This is a genomic window from Sphingobium fuliginis (assembly GCF_015074805.1).
GTDB lineage: Bacteria > Pseudomonadota > Alphaproteobacteria > Sphingomonadales > Sphingomonadaceae > Sphingobium > Sphingobium fuliginis.
Genome location: NZ_CP060035.1, coordinates 2,790,951 through 2,810,444, shown reverse-complemented (window position 1 = coordinate 2,810,444; position 19,494 = coordinate 2,790,951). Strand labels below are relative to the sequence as shown.

At 64.8% G+C, this 19,494-nt stretch carries 18 protein-coding genes; 12 read left to right on the top strand and 6 right to left on the bottom strand.

What is annotated here, in order from left to right; translation table 11 throughout:
• Positions 1 to 94: 94 nt before the first annotated feature.
• Together msrB and H5V43_RS13600 are read left to right on the top strand one after the other, a co-directional pair.
• A complete protein-coding gene (gene msrB / locus H5V43_RS13605; RefSeq protein WP_025551880.1) occupies positions 95 to 499 on the top strand; it encodes a peptide-methionine (R)-S-oxide reductase MsrB in 405 nt (134 codons plus the stop codon).
• A gap of 156 nt (positions 500 to 655) precedes the next feature.
• Positions 656 to 2,731 (top strand): transglycosylase domain-containing protein, encoded by a 2,076-nt coding sequence (locus H5V43_RS13600; protein WP_025551878.1) that lies wholly within the window; start codon positions 656 to 658, stop codon positions 2,729 to 2,731.
• 171 nt (positions 2,732 to 2,902) lie between these two features.
• Here the strand turns inward: H5V43_RS13600 and H5V43_RS13595 are convergent, their stop codons facing one another.
• The gene (locus H5V43_RS13595) at positions 2,903 to 3,859 is read right to left on the bottom strand and encodes an aspartyl protease family protein (RefSeq protein ID WP_025551146.1); all 957 of its coding nucleotides are present in this window, start codon (positions 3,857 to 3,859) and stop codon (positions 2,903 to 2,905) included.
• 256 nt (positions 3,860 to 4,115) lie between these two features.
• Here H5V43_RS13595 and rho point away from each other — a divergent pair, with 256 nt between their 5' ends.
• Together rho and H5V43_RS13585 are read left to right on the top strand one after the other, a co-directional pair.
• A complete protein-coding gene (gene rho, locus H5V43_RS13590) occupies positions 4,116 to 5,372 on the top strand; it encodes a transcription termination factor Rho (protein ID WP_007689303.1) in 1,257 nt (418 codons plus the stop codon).
• Positions 5,373 to 5,506: 134 nt separating this feature from the next.
• Entirely contained in the window at positions 5,507 to 6,226 is a 720-nt protein-coding gene (locus H5V43_RS13585) for a YjbE family putative metal transport protein (RefSeq protein WP_025551148.1), read from the top strand.
• Between the two features lie 126 nt (positions 6,227 to 6,352).
• On the opposite strand, the gene H5V43_RS13580 is transcribed toward H5V43_RS13585, so the two are convergent.
• The 3 genes from H5V43_RS13580 to H5V43_RS13570 form a co-directional block, all read right to left on the bottom strand.
• The gene (locus tag H5V43_RS13580; RefSeq protein ID WP_025551150.1) at positions 6,353 to 7,372 is read right to left on the bottom strand and encodes a phytanoyl-CoA dioxygenase family protein; all 1,020 of its coding nucleotides are present in this window, start codon (positions 7,370 to 7,372) and stop codon (positions 6,353 to 6,355) included.
• Between the two features lie 143 nt (positions 7,373 to 7,515).
• Positions 7,516 to 8,484, bottom strand: a complete 969-nt coding sequence (locus H5V43_RS13575; protein WP_025551152.1) for a quinone oxidoreductase family protein — start codon at positions 8,482 to 8,484, stop codon at positions 7,516 to 7,518.
• A gap of 15 nt (positions 8,485 to 8,499) precedes the next feature.
• Positions 8,500 to 9,198 carry a dienelactone hydrolase family protein gene (locus H5V43_RS13570; protein WP_025551154.1) on the bottom strand — a complete coding sequence of 233 codons (699 nt, stop codon included), beginning with the start codon at positions 9,196 to 9,198 and terminating at the stop codon, positions 8,500 to 8,502.
• Here H5V43_RS13570 and H5V43_RS23790 point away from each other — a divergent pair.
• The 8 genes from H5V43_RS23790 to pepN all read left to right on the top strand — a co-directional run bounded on the left by H5V43_RS23790 (position 9,189) and on the right by pepN (position 17,846).
• Entirely contained in the window at positions 9,189 to 9,317 is a 129-nt protein-coding gene (locus H5V43_RS23790; RefSeq protein WP_257554871.1) for a hypothetical protein, read from the top strand. The genes H5V43_RS13570 and H5V43_RS23790 overlap by 10 nt on opposite strands.
• Positions 9,318 to 9,356: 39 nt before the next feature.
• The gene (locus tag H5V43_RS13565; RefSeq protein ID WP_025551156.1) at positions 9,357 to 9,617 is read left to right on the top strand and encodes a DUF6489 family protein; all 261 of its coding nucleotides are present in this window, start codon (positions 9,357 to 9,359) and stop codon (positions 9,615 to 9,617) included.
• A gap of 21 nt (positions 9,618 to 9,638) precedes the next feature.
• Complete coding sequence (gene mnmE / locus H5V43_RS13560) at positions 9,639 to 10,922, top strand: tRNA uridine-5-carboxymethylaminomethyl(34) synthesis GTPase MnmE (protein WP_025551158.1); 1,284 nt, start codon at positions 9,639 to 9,641, stop codon at positions 10,920 to 10,922.
• Between the two features lie 58 nt (positions 10,923 to 10,980).
• Positions 10,981 to 12,831 carry a tRNA uridine-5-carboxymethylaminomethyl(34) synthesis enzyme MnmG gene (gene mnmG, locus H5V43_RS13555; protein ID WP_025551160.1) on the top strand — a complete coding sequence of 617 codons (1,851 nt, stop codon included), beginning with the start codon at positions 10,981 to 10,983 and terminating at the stop codon, positions 12,829 to 12,831.
• A complete protein-coding gene (rsmG, locus tag H5V43_RS13550; protein ID WP_025551162.1) occupies positions 12,828 to 13,469 on the top strand; it encodes a 16S rRNA (guanine(527)-N(7))-methyltransferase RsmG in 642 nt (213 codons plus the stop codon). The genes mnmG and rsmG overlap by 4 nt, the downstream gene beginning before the upstream one ends.
• Positions 13,466 to 14,248 carry a ParA family protein gene (locus H5V43_RS13545; protein ID WP_025551164.1) on the top strand — a complete coding sequence of 261 codons (783 nt, stop codon included), beginning with the start codon at positions 13,466 to 13,468 and terminating at the stop codon, positions 14,246 to 14,248. The genes rsmG and H5V43_RS13545 overlap by 4 nt, the downstream gene beginning before the upstream one ends.
• Before the next feature lie 14 nt (positions 14,249 to 14,262).
• The gene (locus H5V43_RS13540) at positions 14,263 to 15,165 is read left to right on the top strand and encodes a ParB/RepB/Spo0J family partition protein (RefSeq protein WP_193666816.1); all 903 of its coding nucleotides are present in this window, start codon (positions 14,263 to 14,265) and stop codon (positions 15,163 to 15,165) included.
• An 83-nt stretch (positions 15,166 to 15,248) separates the two neighbouring features.
• Positions 15,249 to 17,846 carry an aminopeptidase N gene (pepN, locus tag H5V43_RS13535; protein WP_025551168.1) on the top strand — a complete coding sequence of 866 codons (2,598 nt, stop codon included), beginning with the start codon at positions 15,249 to 15,251 and terminating at the stop codon, positions 17,844 to 17,846.
• 63 nt (positions 17,847 to 17,909) lie between these two features.
• On the opposite strand, the gene H5V43_RS13530 is transcribed toward pepN, so the two are convergent.
• A complete protein-coding gene (locus tag H5V43_RS13530; RefSeq protein WP_128830854.1) occupies positions 17,910 to 18,524 on the bottom strand; it encodes an ABC-type transport auxiliary lipoprotein family protein in 615 nt (204 codons plus the stop codon).
• Between the two features lie 7 nt (positions 18,525 to 18,531).
• On the bottom strand, positions 18,532 to 19,494 hold the full coding sequence (locus H5V43_RS13525) for an MlaD family protein (protein WP_044660606.1): 963 nt from the start codon (positions 19,492 to 19,494) through the stop codon (positions 18,532 to 18,534).

Genomic DNA, 19,494 nt, shown 5'->3' with positions numbered 1-19,494 from the left:
TTCTCCCGGGCGCTGCCGCCGGCCGCGGGAGCGCCGTTACCCAGATCATGCTAACCGCTTGATCGCACGCCCGCCCACCGCCATATTGCCGGGCATGGACAAGCTCAACCTGACCGACGCCGAATGGCGCGAGCGCCTTTCCCCCGAACAATATCATATTCTGCGGGAGGGCGGCACGGAACGGGCCTTCACCGGCAAATATAACAGCAACAAGGCCGATGGCCGCTATTTCTGCGCGGGTTGCGGCGCCGAACTGTTCGATGCGGACGAAAAATATGACAGCGGATCGGGCTGGCCCAGCTTCACCGCGCCGGTCGACATCGATGCGGTCGATGAAATCCGCGACACCAGCCATGGCATGATCCGCACCGAAGTCCGCTGTTCGAATTGCGGCGGGCATCTGGGCCATGTCTTCCCCGACGGTCCGGGCATCAACGGCCTGCGCTATTGCATGAACAGCGCGTCGCTCGATTTCAAGCCGCGCGACGAAGGCGAGTGATCGTTCATCGCCGGTAAAGCGGCGCTTCCCTTGAGGATGACGGGCGATTTCGGCAGAGGCGAAATCGCGCATGACGGAGAAATTCCGGCTTTTTTGCGCGGCCTGCACGGCTTTTCCACTGGCCGCCTTTTCGTTTAGCGCATATCCGGGCGAACCATGGCACGATCAGGCAAGAGCAGCGAACCGCGGGGCAAAGTGAAGACATGGCTGGTGCGGGGCCTGAAGATCGGCCTCGTCGGCGGCCTCAGCGCGCTTGTCGCGATCGTCGTGGCGGTGGTGATCGCCTATCAGTCTCTGCCCGACTATGAATCGCTGAAATCCTCGCCCAACGGCCAGATGATCCGCGTCCATGCCGCCGACGGCAGCGTCATCGTATCGCTGGGCCCCAGCTTCGGCCGCTGGCTGAGCTACGACCAGATTCCGACCGTGATGGTCGATGCGATGGTGTCGACCGAGGACAAGCGTTACTATCTGCACCCCGGCGTCGATCCCATCGGCATGGCGCGCGCCGCCTGGGTGGCGCTGGAGCGGCGCGGCAGCGGCCGCCGCTGGCAGGGCGCGTCCACCATCACCCAGCAGGTGACGCGCAACATCTTCCTCAACAACAGCTACAGCTGGGGCCGCAAGGTGCGCGAAATGGTGCTGGCCCTCGCGCTGGAGCGCAAATTCTCCAAGCGGCAGATCCTGGAGCTTTATCTCAACAAGGTCTATTTCGGCGGCGGCGCCTATGGCATCGACGCGGCCAGCCGCAAATTCTTCGGCCACCCCGCCACCAGCCTGGACCTGCCCGAAGCGGCGATCGTCGCCGGTCTGGTGAAGGCGCCCTCCAGCTATTCCCCGACCGCCGACGCCGATGCCGCCATCGGCCGCGCGGGCGTGGTGCTGGAACTGATGGAGGAAAATGGCAAGATCAGCGCGGCGGAACGCGCCTCGGCCGGACTCCAGAATGTAAGGATGGCGCCCGAACCGCCGCAGAACAGCGTCCGCTACTTCACCGACTGGGCGCTGCCGCAGCTCGACACGCTGATTGATGAGCCCAATGAGCCGCTGGAGGTCTATACCACCATCGACCTCAACATGCAGAAGGCGGCCACCGCGGCGATCCAGGCCAATGTGCCCAGCGGCACGCAGGGCGCGCTGGTTTCGCTCGACCGCGACGGCGCGGTGCGGGCGATGGTCGGCGGGCTGGACTATGTGAGCTCCAACTATAATCGCGCGACGACCGCGACGCGGCAGCCGGGTTCCGCCTGGAAGATCTTCGTCTACATGGCGGCGCTGGAGGCGGGCTATACGCCCGACACCGGCGTCACCGACAGTCCGGTCGACATCAACGGGTGGAAGCCGCGCAACAGCAATGGCCGCTTTTCCGGCGACATCGATATCCGCACCGCCTTCGCCTATTCGGTCAACACCGTGGCGGCGAAGCTGGGCGTGGAGGTCGGCTTCCCCACCGTGGCGGACATGGCGCGCCGCTTCGGCATCACCACGCCGATCAACACCCATCCCTCGATGGTGCTGGGCACGTCCGACGTGCGCCTGATCGACATGACGCGCGCCTTCGCCTCCATCGCGCGCAAGGGCGTGGCCGTGACTCCCTATGGCATCACCCGGGTGACGACCGCCGAAGGCCGCCTGCTCTACGAACATCAGGACGACACCAGCCGGGTGCTGGTCGCCCCCTGGGTCGCGGCGGGGATGACCGACCTGATGCAGACCGCCGTCAGCACCGGCACCGGCAGGGCCGCGCAGATCGGCCGCCCCGTCGCCGGCAAGACCGGCACCACCAGCAGCAACAAGGACGGCTGGTTCCTGGGCTTTTCCAGCGGCATCACCACCGGCGTCTGGATGGGCCGCGACGACGCCCGCGCGGTGGGCGTCCTCCAGGGCGGCCGGGCGCCGGCCCATGCCTTTGCCGACTATATGAAGGTCGCCGTCGCGAAACGCCCGGTCGAACAGTTCGAAACGCAGGTGACGCTGCCCGAATGGCAGCTCGAACCGGATGAGGAGGCCTATTATGGCCAGCCCGACAGCAGCACGGACAGCGGCATGATGGTCGATGAAAACGGTCTTCCCATAGAACGGGCGCAGCAGCCGCCGGAGGATGAGGAACAGCCGGACGATAGCGGGCAGGCGGCGCCCAATCCCGCCGACCGGCCGCAGCCGCCGCGTCTGGACCAGCAATGGATCGACAATGTGCTGGGCCGCAATCGGCAGCAGCCGGCGCCACATTAGGGCATGGTGCGGAAGGGCCTGTCCTGAGCCTGTCGAAGGGGGCAACCGGTTTTCCGCTTAGACCATGCCTAGAGCGTTTTCCAAGCAGATTAAATCATCTGCTGACCCGGAAAGCGCGACAAAACAAAAACTTAGAGCAGTCGAGCCGATGCAATCGGATCGGAATCTGCTCTAGCCCGCCGCTCTCCGCGCCGTCGCGAAGCGTTTCCGGTCGAGCAGCCCGGTATCCGGCAGCAGGAAGTCGACCTTCCCCCGCCCGAAGTCGATCGCCACCCGGTCGAACAGCTTGAGCGCGTCGATGCCGAGCAGCAGCGCGGGCTTGTCCTGAAGCTCCAGTTCCGCGAAGGGCTGGGCATCCGCGAACATCACCGGCATCTCGTTCAGCGTGACCTGCCCCATGCGCACCCGGTCGATCAGGCCCGCCTGGCCCGACAGCGTCTCTCCCGTCACGCTGGTCAGCGTCACCAGCTTCATCGCGGGCGCCTTCTTCTTGCGCACCAGCTTGTTCATCAGCGCCATATTGCCGACGCTGACCGAAGTGCCGGTGTCCAGGATGATGCTGACCTGCATCCCGTTCACGTCGGAATCGAGCAGGATCAGCTGCCCCTGGCGCCGCCGCGCTTCGACGACGATGACATTGGGGTCGCGCCAGCTCCGCTTGCTGTTGCTGATCTCCATCTGGCCCGTGCGGAAATTCAGCAGCAGCCGCTTGGCGTGCAGGCCGTCCAGTCCCAACAGTCCGGGCGCGCCGATATGCTCGCCTTCCAGCACCGGCGCCTCTATGTCGTCCACCACGGTCTTGCCGAAGCCCAGGCGCGGGACGGCCACCGTGTCCACCTCCGCCCGGCCGGTCATGCTGATCACCGTCACCCGATCCCGCAGCGGCAGCGCAAGCCGTTCGGCCAGGGCGCGGGAAATGACGGTGCGCTGCGATCCGGTGTCGACCACGAAATTCCATGGCCCCCGACCGTCGATCTGGATGGGGATGGTGATGCGGGCGTCGTCGCTGGCAATGGTGCGGATCACCGCCGGCGGCTCTTCGGGGTCCAGCGCCGGGCGATCCTGCGCCGCAAGGGGAGGGCTGGCGATCGCGATCGCGATGCCCAGAGCGGCGCGCCAGCGTCCCATCTCCCGTTCCTCCTAATTTTATTCCTGTATAGCATGAGCGCCCCGGTTCCGCCCATCCCATTTCATTCGCGGCAGGGCGCATATCGGCAATTTCCGTTCAACTGAACGGCTCAGCCACCTTGACTTGGCCTATGGCAGATCGCTAAACGCCAGACATTCTATCCCGCCCGTCCGGCGCGGGTTTCCCCGAGTCATTGCCGGGCAGACCTTCCCCATTTCTCCTTCCTCGTCTCTCATTCCATCGGACTTCACGCGAATGCACCTTAAGGATCTCAAGAAAAAAGCGCCCGCCGAACTCGTGACCATGGCGGAGGAACTGGGCGTCGAAGGCGCGTCGACCCTGCGCAAGCAGGACCTGATGTTCGCGATCCTCAAGGTCGAGGCCGACAATGGCGAGCAGATCATGGGCGAGGGCACGATAGAGGTGCTGCCCGACGGCTTCGGCTTCCTGCGCTCACCCGAAGCGAACTTCCTCGCCGGTCCCGACGACATCTATGTCTCGCCCAACCAGGTCCGCAAATTCGGCCTGCGCACCGGCGACACGGTGGAGGGCGAAATCCGCGCACCCAAGGATGGCGAGCGTTATTTCGCGCTGACCAAGCTCATCTCGGTCAATTTCGACGATCCCGAAGTCGTCCGCCATCGCGTCAATTTCGACAATCTGACGCCGCTCTACCCGACGCAGAAGCTGACGCTCGACGCGACCGACCCGACCGTCAAGGACAAGTCGGCCCGCGTCATCGACATCGTCTCGCCGCAGGGCAAGGGCCAGCGCGCCCTGATCGTCGCGCCGCCCCGCACCGGCAAGACCGTCCTGCTTCAGAACATCGCCAAGGCGATCACCGACAACCATCCCGAAGTCTTCCTGATCGTCCTGCTGATCGACGAACGCCCCGAAGAAGTCACCGACATGCAGCGCAGCGTGAAGGGGGAGGTCGTCTCCTCCACCTTCGACGAACCGGCGCAACGCCACGTCCAGGTCGCTGAAATGGTGATCGAAAAGGCCAAGCGCCTCGTGGAACACAAGAAGGACGTGGTGATCCTGCTCGACTCGATCACCCGCCTCGGCCGCGCCTACAACACGGTGGTGCCGTCCTCGGGCAAGGTGCTGACCGGCGGCGTCGACGCTAACGCGCTCCAGCGGCCGAAGCGCTTCTTCGGCGCGGCCCGCAATATCGAGGAAGGCGGTTCGCTCTCGATCATCGCCACCGCGCTGATCGACACCGGCAGCCGCATGGACGAAGTCATCTTCGAAGAGTTCAAGGGCACCGGCAACTCGGAAATCGTGCTGGACCGCAAGGTGGCGGACAAGCGCATCTTCCCGGCGCTGGACGTCGGCAAGTCCGGCACCCGCAAGGAAGAACTGCTGGTCGACAAGGCCAAGCTTTCCAAGATGTGGGTGCTGCGCCGTATCCTGATGCAGATGGGCACGGTCGACGCGATGGAGTTCCTGCTCGACAAGATGAAGGATTCCAAGACCAACGAGGATTTCTTCGATTCGATGAACCAGTAAGCCGCGGCATGGGTTGTGCTTCTGCCGGAGGCGCGCATCCATTCCATCGCGCCGCCGCGATTTTTCGGGCCGTCGGACTCCGGTCTGGCGGCCCCTTTGTTTTGGGCCATATTTTCAGGGGATAGCAGGCCGTCATGATCGACCTACTCGCAACCGCCGCCGCTGCGGCTCAGGGGATCGGCTCACCCGCCGACATCTGGGCGCACATCGTCAATGATTTCAGCAATATCGGCTCGCCCGCCGCGCTGGCTGCCTTCGGCCAGGTGTTGATGATCGACGTTCTGCTGGCGGGGGACAATGCGATCGTCGTCGGCGCATTGGCGGCGGGCCTGCCTGCGGAACAGCGCAAGAAGGTGATCCTGATCGGCATCATCGCCGCGCTGGTGCTGCGCATCGGCTTCGCGCTGGTGGTGACGCAGCTGATGCAGATCGTCGGGCTGATCCTGGCGGGCGGATTGCTGCTGCTGTGGGTGGCGTTCAAGATGTGGCGCGAACTCCACCCGAAGCGGGGCGGGGACACGCCCGACACCGGCGACGACGACATATCCGGCCTGCGTCCGGCCAAGAGCTTCGCGGGCGCGGCCTGGGCGGTGGCGGTCGCTGACGTTTCGATGAGCCTCGACAATGTGCTGGCGGTGGCGGGCGCGGCGCGCGATCATCCCGGCATCCTGATCATCGGGCTAATTCTGTCCGTGGCGCTGATGGGCATTGCCGCGAACATCATCGCCAAATATATCGAGCGCTTCCGCTGGATCGCCTATCTGGGCCTGGCGGTCATCATCTATGTCGCGATCAAGATGATCTATGACGGCATCGTCGACCATCAGGTCGGCATATTGACGCTCTTCGTCTAGAGAGATTGGGCATCTGTGTTCCTGCGCAGGCAGGAACCCAGTCCCGCCGTTTGAACTGGGTTCCTGCCTGCGCAGGAACACGGCGGGTTATGGCAGGAGGGCTCCATGCATCCTTCAGCGCACCGATCACCCGTCCGCCGCGCCCTTGATGCCCACCGGCCGCCATGGCTGCCTGATCAGGCCAGCAGCCTTGTCGCCCAGCCACCAGCGCAGCGGAATCCGGCGCTCGGCTATGCCGGGCAGGCTCCAGACATCCCATCCCCTGGCCGGCCGGAACGGGTTGCGGCGGCCATAGGCCCAAATCTCGACCCGCGTCGCGGGGGTGCTGGCCGGGCTGCGCGCATGAAAGCCGAATGTGTCGGCGATCAGCAGGGTGTTGGCGGGCACTGAATAGATGCTGGGCTGCGGCAGGCCCAAGGCCGCCAGTTCGCTGACATCGATGCGCAGCGATCCTCGGGCGGAAAGACGGCAATCGCCATCGCGCGCGCTCAGGCTGCGCTGCTTTTCCCAGGCCAGCCGCTGCGGCGTCAACCGGTGCGACCCTTTTACATAGGCGAAGGGACCGGTTTCGACCGGCACGTCCTCCAGGAACAGCCATGCCTTCATCGCCGGATAGAAGGTATCGGCATGGAAGGCGAGTTGCGGATCGGGCGCGGCATCGCGCCGCTGCGGCAGGATGGACTGGACGTAGAGCAGCGGCTCTATGTCGAAGCCGGCGACATAGCGGGACAGCGCCCGCCAGCGATCATCCCGGCGGAAGGCTTCGAAGGCCGGAATGGCGCGCCGGGCGGCGGGGTCCAGCGCCAGCCGCCGCGTGATCGTGTCGCCCTGAACCATTTCCCGCGCCGGTCCGCGGTAGGAAAAGAGCTGTTCCTGGAGGGCGCGGAAGGTTTCTGTGGGCAGGAAATCCCGGATTTCCACGACACCGTCCCGGTCGAAAGTCGTCCGATGCTCGGGATCGACGGCATTGGCCAATCGTTTGCGGCGCCGGGCCGTCATGGCCTGCGCCGCCTGCACGCGCGCCGCGTGCAGCCCCAGCGCATTGAGCCGCGTCGAACCGATCAGCGGATTGTCGACAAAGGATTTGGCGCCGGTGAAAAGCTGGGCGAACCAGAGCGGCGCGAGCAGGGGCGCAAAGGCATTCATCGACCGCGCCTTGCCATTCCGGTGGGGTCCGGTCGAGCGGAATATGCCGCCCGCCTTGAAAAACAATGCGTTTCCAATGATGTGACGTGCACTGTCATCCGACCGATACCGACGCAAACCGCTTCCAGCCCTGCCTGCGGCAGTCAGGGGATCAGGAGCGTGCTTCCCGTGGTTTGCCGCGCCTCCAGCGCGCGGTGCGCGTCGGCGGCATCCGCCAGGGCAAAGCGCTGGCCGACGACGGTCCTTACCACGCCCCGCGCCATGCGGTCGAACAGCCTTTCGGTCGTTCGCGCCAACTCTTCGGGAGTAGCGATATAGTCGAACAGGGTCGGGCGGGTGACATAAAGCGACCCACCCCGGCTGAGTTCGAGCAGGCTGATCGGCGGCACCGCGCCGGACGCATTGCCGTAGCTCACCATCAGGCCGCGCCGCTTGAGCGACGCCAGCGACGCGCTCCAGCTATCCTTGCCCACGCCGTCATAGACGACATCCACTCCACGCCCGCCGGTGATCTCCCGCACGGCGGAGGCCAGGCTGTCGAAGCTCCCATAAAGGCTATGTTCGGCATCCACCTTCGCCGCCTTCTCCGCCGATCCGCAATGGGCGATCACCACCACGCCCTTGTCGCGCAGCCACGGCACCAGCACGGAACCGACACCGCCGGCGGCGGCATGGACCAGCGCGAACTGCCCCGCCTCCAGGGTGACGATGTCCTCCGCCAGATAGCAGGCGGTCATGCCCTTCAGCATCATCGCCGCCGCATCCTGCGTGGTGACGGCATCCGGAATCCTCACCGTCTGGTCGGCGCGCACCATCCGATGCGTGGCATAGGCGCCCAGTCCGACCGCACAGCCCACCTTGTCGCCCACGGCAAAGCCGGTGACGCCCGGACCGACGGCGGCGATCTGGCCCGCACCTTCCGCGCCGATCGGCGTGGGCAACGGCGCGGGATAAAGGCCGCTGCGAAAATAGGTGTCGATGAAATTCAATCCGACAGCATCCTGCGCGATCAGCAATTCGCCTTCACCAGGCAGGCCGGGGTCGAACTCTTCCCGCGCGATCACCTCCGGCCCGCCATGCGTGCGTGCCACCATCCGCCATGCCTGCGTCATGCCTTTGCCTCCCGGTCAGAGATGGGCCGCGAAGAAATCCGCGGTCCGGCCATCGGCAAGCTGCGCCGCCGCCTCGTTGCGGCGCGTGCCCATCTCGGCGGCAAAGCCGTGATCCAGCCCCTCATAATCATGCAGGGTGACATGACGATTGTCCTTCAGCCCTTCATGCATCTTCTGCTGCACCTCGGGCGGAACGAAGCCGTCGGCGGTGGGAACATGCAGCAGCACCGGCTTGCCGATGGCATGCTGTTCCTTCAGCAGGCCGTCGATGCCGACGCCATAATAGGCCACGAACGCATCGCCATCGGTGCGGCAAGCCGACATGAACACCAGCCGCCCGCCCAGGCAATATCCGACCAGCCCGACCTTGCCGCCTTGCCCCAGTTCCTCCCGCGCGGCCTTGATCGTCGCCTCTATGTCCCGAATGCCCTGGTCCTGGTTGAATTTCTGCATATGGCCGATGGCCGCCTGAAAATCCTCCGCTATGTCGGCATCCAGCTCGACATGCGGCTTCTCGCGCCAGAAGAGATCGGGCGAAAGGGCCAGATAGCCGGCCGCCGCCCAGCCATCGCATTTGCGCCGAATCCCTTCGTTCACGCCAAAGATTTCCTGGATCACCACGATCGCGGCCTTGGGCGTTCCCTGCGGCCGGGCAACATAGACATCGAACCGGGCATCGCCCTCCAGCGTGGGGATGGATGTGAATGCTGCCATGGGAAATCCTTTCCTTTTTCCTGACACTGTCGATGGCCGGCATAATGGCGGTTGCGGGGCGGAGTGCAACCATGCTTGCCGTCAAAAAATTTGCCTTGCGCGCCCTTGTTGCGGCATGAGGCGTTGTAAAGGGTGGCTGCAGCAAAGGGTAGCGGGATATGAAGGTAAGCGTGGACGTCGACTGCACTCCTGCGGAGGCCCGGGCTTTCCTGGGGCTGCCGGATGTCACCCCCATTCACGACAAATATGTGAAGACGATGCTCGACAGCTTCGACGGCGTCGCCAATGTCGAGCAGATGGAGACCCTGTTCAAGAGCTTCTCGCCCTTGGGCGATGCCGGAATGCGCCTGTTCAAGCAGATGATGGACATCGGCCTGGCCGGAATGCCGGGCAAGAATGGCGACAAGAATCCGGGCTGATCCTGCTAGGGACGGCGCGCCGTGACGGACACCATCTTTGCCCTATCGAGCGGCGCCCCCCCTGCCGGCATTGCTGTCATCCGGATCAGCGGACCGGCGGCAGGCCGGGCGCTTCTCGCGCTGGCCGGGCAATTGCCGCCGCCCCGGCGGGCCCGGCTGGCGTCGCTGCACGACCCCCGCGACGGCGCCTTATTGGATCGGGTCCTGATCCTGTGGTTTCCCGGACCGGATACGGCGACCGGCGAAGACCTGGCCGAACTGCATTGCCATGGCGGGCGGGCGGTCATCGCCGCGGTCGAGCAGGCGCTGGGCACGCTCGAAGGGTTGCGCCGGGCCGAAGCGGGAGAGTTCACACGCCGCGCCTTCGCCAATGGCCGCATGGATCTGAACGCGGTGGAGGGGCTGTCCGATCTGCTCGCTGCCGAGACACAGCAGCAGCGGCGCGCGGCTTTGTTGATGGCGGAAGGCCATTTTTCACGACGGGTGGAGGGATGGCGCCGAACATTGCTCGATCTTTCCGCCATGACGGAAGCGGCGCTGGATTTCTCCGATGAGGATGATGTGCCCGATCAGGGAATGGAGGCGCGGATCGACCAGGGCGTGCATGGCCTGGCAGGGGAAGTCGAAGCCATGCTCGCCGCGCCATCGGCCGAGCGGTTGCGCGACGGCGTTCGCGTGGTTCTGGCAGGCCCGCCCAATGCGGGGAAGTCGACGCTGCTCAACCGGCTTGTCGGGCGGGAGGCGGCGATTGTATCGGACATAGCCGGGACGACCCGCGACCGGATAGAAGTACCGGCCGCGCTGCATGGCACCGCCTTTCTTTTCACGGACACCGCCGGCCTGCGCGCCGAAACGGACGATGCCATTGAAGCCATCGGCATGGACAGGGCGCGGGGCGCGCTCGACGCAGCGGACATCATCCTCTGGTTGGGTCCGGCGGAGGAGGCTCCCCGCGCGGACGCCATATTGGTTGCCGCACAATGCGACCGGAACATGGCTACGGACCGCCCCGGTATTCGGCTTTCGGCCGTCACAGGCGAGGGGATGGATCGCCTGACATCCATTCTGCTCGAACGCGCCGCCGCTCTCCTGCCGGGTGAGGGCGATTATGCCCTGCACCGGCGGCAGCGGGAAGCCGGGGCGCAATTGAACAGGCATCTGAGCGCCGCCCAGGCATCGGACGATCTGCTGATCGTCGCGGAGGAGTTGCGGCAGGCCCGTCAGGCCATAGACCTGCTGACAGGACGGGCCGGTACGGAGGACATGCTCGACCGCCTGTTTGCCGGATTCTGCATCGGTAAATAGCCATGTTCCACGTGGAACAGTTTTGACCGGGGCGCCCCACTTCTGTTAAGGGGCGCGCATGCGAACAAGCTATGATGTGATCGTGGTCGGCGGCGGCCATGCAGGCTGCGAAGCGGCAGGCGCAGCGGCGCGCAAAGGGGCCGCGGTTGCGCTATTGACCTTCGACAGAGCGACGGTAGGCGCCATGTCCTGCAATCCGGCCATAGGCGGTCTGGGCAAAGGCCATCTGGTGCGGGAGGTCGACGCACTGGACGGCTTGATCGCCCGTGCTGCCGACGCCGCTGCCATTCACTACCGCATGCTCAACAGCAGCAAGGGCGCAGCGGTTCAGGGCCCGCGCATTCAGGCGGATCGCAAACGCTATCGCGCCGAGATTCACCGCCTCCTCGACGCCCAGCCCGGACTGGAGATCGTGGAGGGAGAAGCCATCGGATTGATCCTGACGGGCGGAGCCATCGCCGGATTGTCCCTGGCCGACGGACGGATGCTCAAGGCGCCCGCCGTGGTGCTCGCGACGGGAACATTTCTGGGCGGCAAGCTCTTCCGGGGGGAAGAGACGCAGGCGGGCGGGCGTACCGGGGAGCGGGCGGCGACGGCTTTGGGGGTTCAGCTTCGCGCACTGGACCTGCCGGTTGGAAGGCTCAAGACCGGAACCCCTCCCAGAATCGATGGCCGCACCATCGATTGGGCGCGGCTTGAGGCGCAGCCTTCCGATGGGGCGGCATGGACCATGTCCGCCATGTCGCCGGCGCGGCTGTTGCCGCAATTGAGCTGCGCCATTACGCGCACCAATGAACGCACCCATGCGATCATCCGGGAAGGGCTGGGCCGTTCGCCGTTGTTCAGCGGCGCCATCGAGGGCAGGGGGCCGCGTTACTGCCCATCGATCGAGGACAAGGTGATTCGCTTCGGCGATCGCGACGGGCATCAGATATTTCTTGAGCCGGAGGGGTTGGACGACCATCTGGTCTATCCCAACGGGATCAGCACTTCGCTTCCCGCCGATGTGCAACTGTCTATGGTGCGGTCGATGGCGGGTCTGGAAAAGGCCGAAATCGTCGTGCCCGGCTATGCCGTGGAATATGACCATATCGATCCCCGCGCCCTGGATGCGACCTTGGAAGTGCGCGCCATCCCCGGTCTTTTCTGCGCGGGGCAGATCAACGGCACGACCGGTTATGAAGAGGCGGCGGCTCAAGGCCTGATCGCCGGAATCAATGCCGCAGCAAAGGCCAAGGCGGAGGAACCGCTCATTCTGGATCGGGCCAGCAGCTATATCGGCGTGATGATCGACGATCTGGTCCTGCAGGGCGTGACCGAGCCCTATCGCATGCTCACAGCCCGCGCCGAATATCGGTTGCGGCTGCGCGCCGATAATGCGGGCAGCCGATTGGCCCCGCTCGGTATCTATCATGGGGTGCTCGGCAAAGAACGGACCGCCTATTATGCGGAACGCGCCGATCAGCGCTCGCTCGTGGAAGAAGAACTAGGCCGTTCCTTCTCGGCTACTGAAATGGCCAGATCGGGCGCATCCGTCCGGCAGGATGGCGCGCGCCGCACCCTGTTCGAATGGGCGAGATTTCCGGAGGTGGGGCAGGATCTGCTCTTCGCACTCGCGCCGGCATTGGCCCGAACATCCGCCGACCTGCGCGACGAGATTCTGGAAGACGCGCATTATGCGCCCTATCTGGAAAGGCAGGAGGCGGAGATTGCGGAGATGCGCCGCAATGAACGTGTCGCTATTCCGGCCGATTTCGACTTCGCTTCTATCGGCGGGCTCTCGACGGAAATGATCGAACGACTGGATCTGGCGCGGCCAGATACGCTTGCGGCGGCTGGGCGCATTCGCGGCATAACGCCCGCGGCACTGGCGGCCCTTCTCGTTCACGTCAGGCGGCGCGCCGCGTGACGGAAGAAGAAGCACGGCAATGGTTGCAGGCTCGCTTCGATGTTTCACGTGGAACATGGGAGCGGCTGGAGAGCTATGTTGCGATCCTTCTGAGCGAGATGGAGCAGCAGAACCTGATCGCTGAATCGACCCGCGCCCATATATGGGCACGGCACATTGTCGATTCCGCGCAACTCCTGCCTTTGGCGGCGAAGGCCGGGCAGGGCAGGTGGGTCGACTTGGGTTCGGGTGCCGGCTTGCCGGCCATAGTCATTGCGATCCTCCATGAACGCCCCATCCAACTGGTGGAGTCCCGGCGCAAGCGGATCGACTTTCTGAACGACGTCATCGCAGAGCTTGGCCTCTCCCATGCCCAGGTCTTTGGCGGTCGGGTAGAGACCGTTCCCGCTTCGGCGGCAGCCATCATCAGCGCCCGCGCCTATGCGCCTCTGCCCCGGCTGCTCGAATCCGCGCATCATCTGGCCGATGAAAAAACCATTTGGGTGCTTCCAAAAGGACGAAATGCGCAGAATGAACTGGAGGCGGCGACTCGATCATGGCAAGGTGCGTTCCACGTGGAACGCAGCGTGACCGATGCCGACAGCGCCATCATCGTCGCGGAGGCGGTCCGATCCGTCAGGAGGAAAGCCCGAGGATGATCCGTATTGCCATTGCCAATCAGAAGGGCGGCGTCGGAAAAACCACGACCGCCATCAATCTGGCCACAGGTCTGGCGGCCACTGGTCTTCGCGTGCTGCTGGTCGATCTCGATCCTCAGGGCAATGCGTCCACCGGACTCGGCGTCAACCAATCGGATCGCGTCCAGTCGAGCTACGACCTGCTCCTCGGCAATTGCGCGCTTGAGGATGCGGTTCTCGGCACGCGGGTTCCCAAGCTCGACATCGTTCCCGCGACACAGGATCTGTCGGGCGCGGAGATCGAACTGATCGAATATGAGGAGCGGACGCATCGGCTGGAAAGGGTCCTCGCCGAAGCCCAGCCGGGCCGTTGGGACATCTGCCTTATTGACTGCCCGCCTTCGCTCGGCCTGCTGACGATCAACGCCATGGTCGCGGCGCAGTCGCTGCTCGTGCCGCTGCAATGTGAATTTTTTGCGTTGGAAGGGCTCTCGCAACTGCTCCAGACAGTGGAACGGATTCGTGGCCGCTTCAATCCCGGCCTGTCGATCATGGGCGTGGCGCTCACCATGTACGACCGCCGCAATCGCCTGACGGATCAGGTTGCCGACGATGTGCGGGCCTGTCTGGGCGATCTCGTCTTTTCCACGGTCATCCCGCGCAATGTCCGCCTGTCGGAAGCGCCCAGCCACGGCGTGCCGGCCCTGATCTACGATTTCCGCTGCTCGGGATCGGAAGCCTATATGCGTCTGGCGCGTGAGTTGATCGCGCGCCTGCCCCGGCAGGAGGTTGCTGCTTGAATAACGAAAATGCCATGAAGTCGGTGAAGCGCCCCCACGGCCTTGGCCGGGGGCTGTCGGCACTGTTGGGAGACGTGGCGCGGGAAGAACCCGTCGCGCCGACGGCGGCCACGCCGCCGTCCACCAAGGCGATCCAGAGCATCGAAGTCGCGCTGATCCAGCCCCATCCGGAACAGCCGCGCCGCCATTTCGATGAGGGCGCGTTGCAGGAACTGGCGGACAGCATCGGCAAGCGGGGCGTCATCCAGCCGATCATCGTTCGGCCCCATGGCGGCGGTTTCCAGATCGTCGCGGGCGAGCGTCGCTGGCGCGCGGCCCAGCGCGCCCAGCTTCACCGCATCCCTGCCATCGTGCGCGATTTCGATGAGGCGGAAACGCTGGAAATCGCCCTTATCGAAAATATCCAGCGCGAAGACCTCAACCCGATCGAAGAAGCGGAAGCCTATCGCAAGTTGATCGCGGAGTTCCAGCACAGCCAGGAAGCGCTGGGCCGTCTGGTCGGCAAGTCGCGCAGCCATGTCGCGAACTTGATGCGCCTTCTCGATCTGCCCGCGCCCGTTCAGCAGCAGGTGATCGAACAAAAGCTCAGCATGGGCCATGCCCGTGCGCTGATCGGCGCGCCGGACTGCGAAAATCTGGCCCGCACCGTGGAAGCCAAGGGCCTGTCGGTTCGCGATACGGAACAACTGGTGCGCCGCGCGAAGAAGGGCGATGACGCGCCGGGCCGCAGACGGGCGGCCGCCCCGAGGGAAAACGATCCCGACATCGCGGCTCTGGAGCAGCATCTTGCCGACATATTGGGGGTGAAGGTCGACATCGACTATATGCAAGGCGGCAACGGCACGCTTTCGCTGCATTATTCGACGCTCGACCAACTGGACATGCTGTGCCAGCGCCTCTCGGGCGAGCGTATCTGAAGCTTCGCCAAAGGACCGGCGGCCAACGCATTTAGGCGCGGCGGCCACTGGTCTTTTCCCCCTCAACTGCCTAGCCTGCACGCATGGCAGACAATTCCTCCTCCCTTACCGTGCCCCATATCGTCCGTCGCGAGGACTATCGGCCGCCGGACTGGCTTGTTCCCGACATCGCGCTGGATTTCGATCTCGACGCCGCTGCAACGCGCGTCCATGCAACCTTGTCGGTCACGCGAAATGGCGATCATGACCGGCCGCTGAAACTGGATGGCGACGGCCTCCTGCCGCTGGAGATCAGGGTCGATGGCAACCCGCTCGCCCCGGACCAATGGTCGATGGACAGCGGCGCGCTGGTCATCGCGCTTCCCGACGCCGTTCATATAGTTGAAACGCTCGTGGAGATTGCGCCTCAGGACAACAGCAAACTGATGGGGCTTTATGCCAGCGGCGGCCTCCTCTGCACACAATGCGAGGCGGAGGGTTTCCGGCGCATCACCTTCTTCCCCGACCGGCCCGATGTGCTGTCGCGCTATTCGGTGCGCATGGCGGCGGACAAGGCGCTCTACCCGGTGCTGCTCGCCAATGGCGATCCCGTCGAGCAGGGAGAGTTGCCCGGCGGCCGCCACTGGGCGCGCTGGAACGATCCCTTTCCCAAGCCCTGCTATCTGTTCGCGCTGGTCGCCGGCGACCTTGCCTGCAATGCCGACCGCTTCGTCACGATGAGCGGGCGGGAGGTGCAACTGGGCATATGGGTCAGGGAAGCGGATCTGCCCCGCACCGCCCATGCGATGCAGGCGCTCAGGAACAGCATGGCCTGGGACGAGCGCGTCTATGGCCGTGAGTATGATCTGGACGTGTTCAACATCGTCGCCGTTGCCGATTTCAACTTCGGGGCGATGGAGAACAAGGGCCTCAACATCTTCAATTCACGCTACATATTGGCCGATCCGGAAACCGCGACCGACATCGACTATGACGGCGTCGAGGGGGTGGTGGCGCATGAATATTTCCACAACTGGTCGGGCAATCGTGTCACCTGCCGCGACTGGTTCCAACTCAGCCTGAAGGAAGGCTTCACCGTCTTCCGCGACCAGAATTTCTCCGCCGACATGGGATCGCATGCGGTCAAGCGGATCGAGGACGTCCGAATCCTTCGCGCGGCGCAGTTCCAGGAGGACAGCGGACCGCTCGCCCATCCGGTTCGTCCGGAATCCTACATGGAAATCAGCAACTTCTACACCGCGACCATCTACAATAAAGGCGCGGAGCTGATCCGAATGATGGCGCTGATGCTGGGTCCGGAGCGCTTCCGTGCCGGAACGGACCTCTATTTCGACCGGCATGATGGCGAGGCAGCGACCTGCGAGGATTTCGTGCGGGCGATGGAGGAGGGGGGAGAGATCGACCTCGGCCAGTTCCGCCTCTGGTATGAGCAGGCCGGCACGCCTCATGTCCGCGCCCTGCTGACCCACGACCCGGTTGCGCGCAGCGTGACATTGCTGCTGGAGCAGACGGTCCCGCCCACGCCGGGCCAGCCCGAAAAACGGCCCATGGCCATCCCGCTGCGCACGGCTCTGTTCGATCCGGAAACGGGTGAGAACCGGGGCGATGAGCTGCTGATGCTGACCGAAGCGCGGCAGAGCTTCACCTTCCAGGGCTGGACGACCGCGCCCATCCTTTCGATCAATCGCGGCTTTTCCGCCCCGGTCATTGTCGAAACCAATCGCAGCCAGGCCGATCTTGCCTTCCTCTCGGCCCATGACGACGATCCCTTCGCCCGTTATGAGGCGATGCAGCAACTCATGGTGAATGTGCTGGTCGGCCGGATCGGCGGGCAGGCGGTCGATGAGGATGCGGTGATCGCCGCGATCCGCAACGCCGCCACCGATCCGCTGCTCGACCCCGCCTTCGTCGCGGAGGCCATCCGCCTGCCGAGCGAAGCCTATCTGGGCGATCAGATGGCGGTGGTCGATCCCGACGCGATCCACGCGGCGCGGGATGCGCTGCAACGGCGCATCGGCGCCGAACTGGAGCCGCTCTGGCGCGATATTCACGCCCGGACCCGGGCCAATGCCTTCGCCCTGTCGTCAGCCGCCAAGGGCGCCAGGAAGCTGCGCAACACGGCGCTGCTCTATCTTGCAGCTTCCGGCGCGGTGGATGGTCCGACCGTCGCCTTCGGCCAGTTCAGCGAGGCCGACAATATGACCGAGCGGCAGGCAGCGCTCGCGACATTGGCGAACGGCACCAGCGCGGAACGGGAAGCGGCGCTCGACATCTTCTACAACCGCTATCGCGACGATGCGCTGACGCTGGACAAATGGTTCCAGACCCAGGCCTTCGCCTTCCATCCCGATACGGTCGATCTGGTCGAGGAACTGGGCAGGCACAAGGATTTCACCCTGACCAACCCCAACCGGGTGCGCGCGCTCTATGGCGCCTTCGCAGGCAATCAATGGGCGTTCCATCACCCGTCGGGCAAGGGCTATCGTCTGGTGGCGGATTGCATCATCGCGCTCGACAAGCTGAACCCCCAGACCGCCGCCCGGCTGGTGCCGCCGCTCGGCCGCTGGAAACGGTTCGATGAACCACGCGCTGCGCTGATGCGGGCGGAATTGCAGCGCATCCTGCTTGAGCCGGGACTGTCGAAGGATGTGACGGAGCAGGTAAGCAAGAGTTTGGAGTAAAGACGTCCTTCCACCCTGCGCGCCACCCCAGCGAAAGCTGGGATGACGGCCAGGAACGGCGCCCTACCTTCCCGAAGTCGCCAGCCAGGCGGCCACATCCGCCGCCACCTTGTTCGCGGCGGCATTGAGCGGAGCGCCCACGCTGCTGGCGTCGATCTTGCCCCCGATCGGCGCGCTGGCGGTGAAGCGCTGCTTGGCGATGGCCGTGCCGCCCGGCCCGGTGAGCATCGCGTCATAGGTCACGACCGCGCTGTTGCTCGCCTCATCCACGCCGAAATCGACCAGCTCGCCCATCAGCCGCTGCCCGGCGTCGGCGGAATATTGGCCGGGGTCGAGCACGATGCGGTTGCTGGTGGCGGCGATGGTTTCGCCCAGCAGCTTCTGGAACAGGTGGCGCGGCGTGTCCGCCCATTGCACCTTCGTCACATAGGCGACCGACGTGGGGGAGGTGATCACCGGCACCCGCACCGTATCCAGCATCTTGGGCGCTTCGGGATCGGCCACCGTGATGGATGCGCCCGCCGATGCGCTGCGGAGCGTGCCCGGGGCGACCTTCTGCGCGGCGCTGAGCGACAGCAGCCGTTCGGGCGGCTTGCCGCCGAAGGACACGCAGCCGGCCAGCATCGATGCGCCGAGGGCCACGGGCATCAGGCCAAGTTTCCTGTGAAACATCATCATGTCCCTCTTATCGCTTGTAATCAGGCAATTTGGGCGATCCGACGATCGATCCCGCACCCTGCTGATCCAGTTTTTCCGCCACGCCGCGGAAGGAGCGCGACATTTCGCGCAGGTCGCGGACCAACTGGTTCACCTCCGGCATGGTCTGGTTGCTGAAGGCGTGGACGCCCGGCTGCGCCTCCGCAATGGTCTTGTCGAGCGTGTCGATGCTGCGCGTGGCCGACTGGATGCTCTTGCGCAGGTCGGCCAGCAGCGGACGGCCCTCATCATTCACCATGGCGTCGGTGGACGCGGCCAGCTTGCCGATCTGTTCGGCGGCGATGCCGGTGCGCTGCACGGCGATGCGCGCCTCGGCCAGCGTTGCCGCGATTTCGGGGCTGCGGTCGGCCAGCGAGCCGGAAATCCGCTCCACATTGGCCAATATGCCGGCGATGGACTGCTGATTCTTGTCGTTCAGCAATTCCGTCAGCCGCTCGGTCAGCGTCGACAGCCGCTCCAGCAATTGCGGGGCGTTGTTGAGCAGCTCGCCCAGCGCGCCCGGCTTGGTCGGGATCACCGGTACGCCATCGGGGCAGGAGGCGAGGGGGTTTTCCGCCGGGCAGGTGATCGGCGGCGCGCCCTTGACCGCGCCGTCCAGCACGATTTCCGACACGCCGGTAAAGCCCACCCCGGCAATGGTCGCGGTGGTCCCTTGCAGGATCGGCGTCCCTTCCTTCACCGAAATGCGCACCTTCACGAAGCTGGGATCGCGCTTCCACAGCTCGATCTTCTCGACCTGACCGGACGGGACGCCGGAATAGTTGACGCTCGATCCCTTGGCGAGGCCGTTGACCGACTGTTTGAAGAAGATGTCATATTCCATATTGTCGCCCTGGGAGAGGCGCGAGAACCAGAAAGCCGCGATCATGATCGCCGCCAGCAGCAGCAGCGTGACCGTGCCCACCAGCACATGGTTGGAGCGGGTTTCCAT

Bases quoted from the DNA above. Each gene is read 5' to 3' on its own strand.
- msrB (WP_025551880.1), top strand. From the start codon at position 95: ATGGACAAGCTCAACCTGACCGACGCCGAATGGCGCGAGCGCCTTTCC.
- H5V43_RS13600 (WP_025551878.1), top strand. From the start codon at position 656: ATGGCACGATCAGGCAAGAGCAGCGAACCGCGGGGCAAAGTGAAGACA.
- H5V43_RS13595 (WP_025551146.1), bottom strand. From the start codon at position 3,859: ATGGGACGCTGGCGCGCCGCTCTGGGCATCGCGATCGCGATCGCCAGC.
- rho (WP_007689303.1), top strand. From the start codon at position 4,116: ATGCACCTTAAGGATCTCAAGAAAAAAGCGCCCGCCGAACTCGTGACC.
- H5V43_RS13585 (WP_025551148.1), top strand. From the start codon at position 5,507: ATGATCGACCTACTCGCAACCGCCGCCGCTGCGGCTCAGGGGATCGGC.
- H5V43_RS13580 (WP_025551150.1), bottom strand. From the start codon at position 7,372: ATGAATGCCTTTGCGCCCCTGCTCGCGCCGCTCTGGTTCGCCCAGCTT.
- H5V43_RS13575 (WP_025551152.1), bottom strand. From the start codon at position 8,484: ATGACGCAGGCATGGCGGATGGTGGCACGCACGCATGGCGGGCCGGAG.
- H5V43_RS23790 (WP_257554871.1), top strand. From the start codon at position 9,189: ATGCTGCCATGGGAAATCCTTTCCTTTTTCCTGACACTGTCGATGGCC.
- H5V43_RS13570 (WP_025551154.1), bottom strand. From the start codon at position 9,198: ATGGCAGCATTCACATCCATCCCCACGCTGGAGGGCGATGCCCGGTTC.
- H5V43_RS13565 (WP_025551156.1), top strand. From the start codon at position 9,357: ATGAAGGTAAGCGTGGACGTCGACTGCACTCCTGCGGAGGCCCGGGCT.
- mnmG (WP_025551160.1), top strand. From the start codon at position 10,981: ATGCGAACAAGCTATGATGTGATCGTGGTCGGCGGCGGCCATGCAGGC.
- H5V43_RS13545 (WP_025551164.1), top strand. From the start codon at position 13,466: ATGATCCGTATTGCCATTGCCAATCAGAAGGGCGGCGTCGGAAAAACC.
- H5V43_RS13540 (WP_193666816.1), top strand. From the start codon at position 14,263: ATGAAGTCGGTGAAGCGCCCCCACGGCCTTGGCCGGGGGCTGTCGGCA.
- pepN (WP_025551168.1), top strand. From the start codon at position 15,249: ATGGCAGACAATTCCTCCTCCCTTACCGTGCCCCATATCGTCCGTCGC.
- H5V43_RS13530 (WP_128830854.1), bottom strand. From the start codon at position 18,524: ATGATGATGTTTCACAGGAAACTTGGCCTGATGCCCGTGGCCCTCGGC.
- H5V43_RS13525 (WP_044660606.1), bottom strand. From the start codon at position 19,494: ATGGAAACCCGCTCCAACCATGTGCTGGTGGGCACGGTCACGCTGCTG.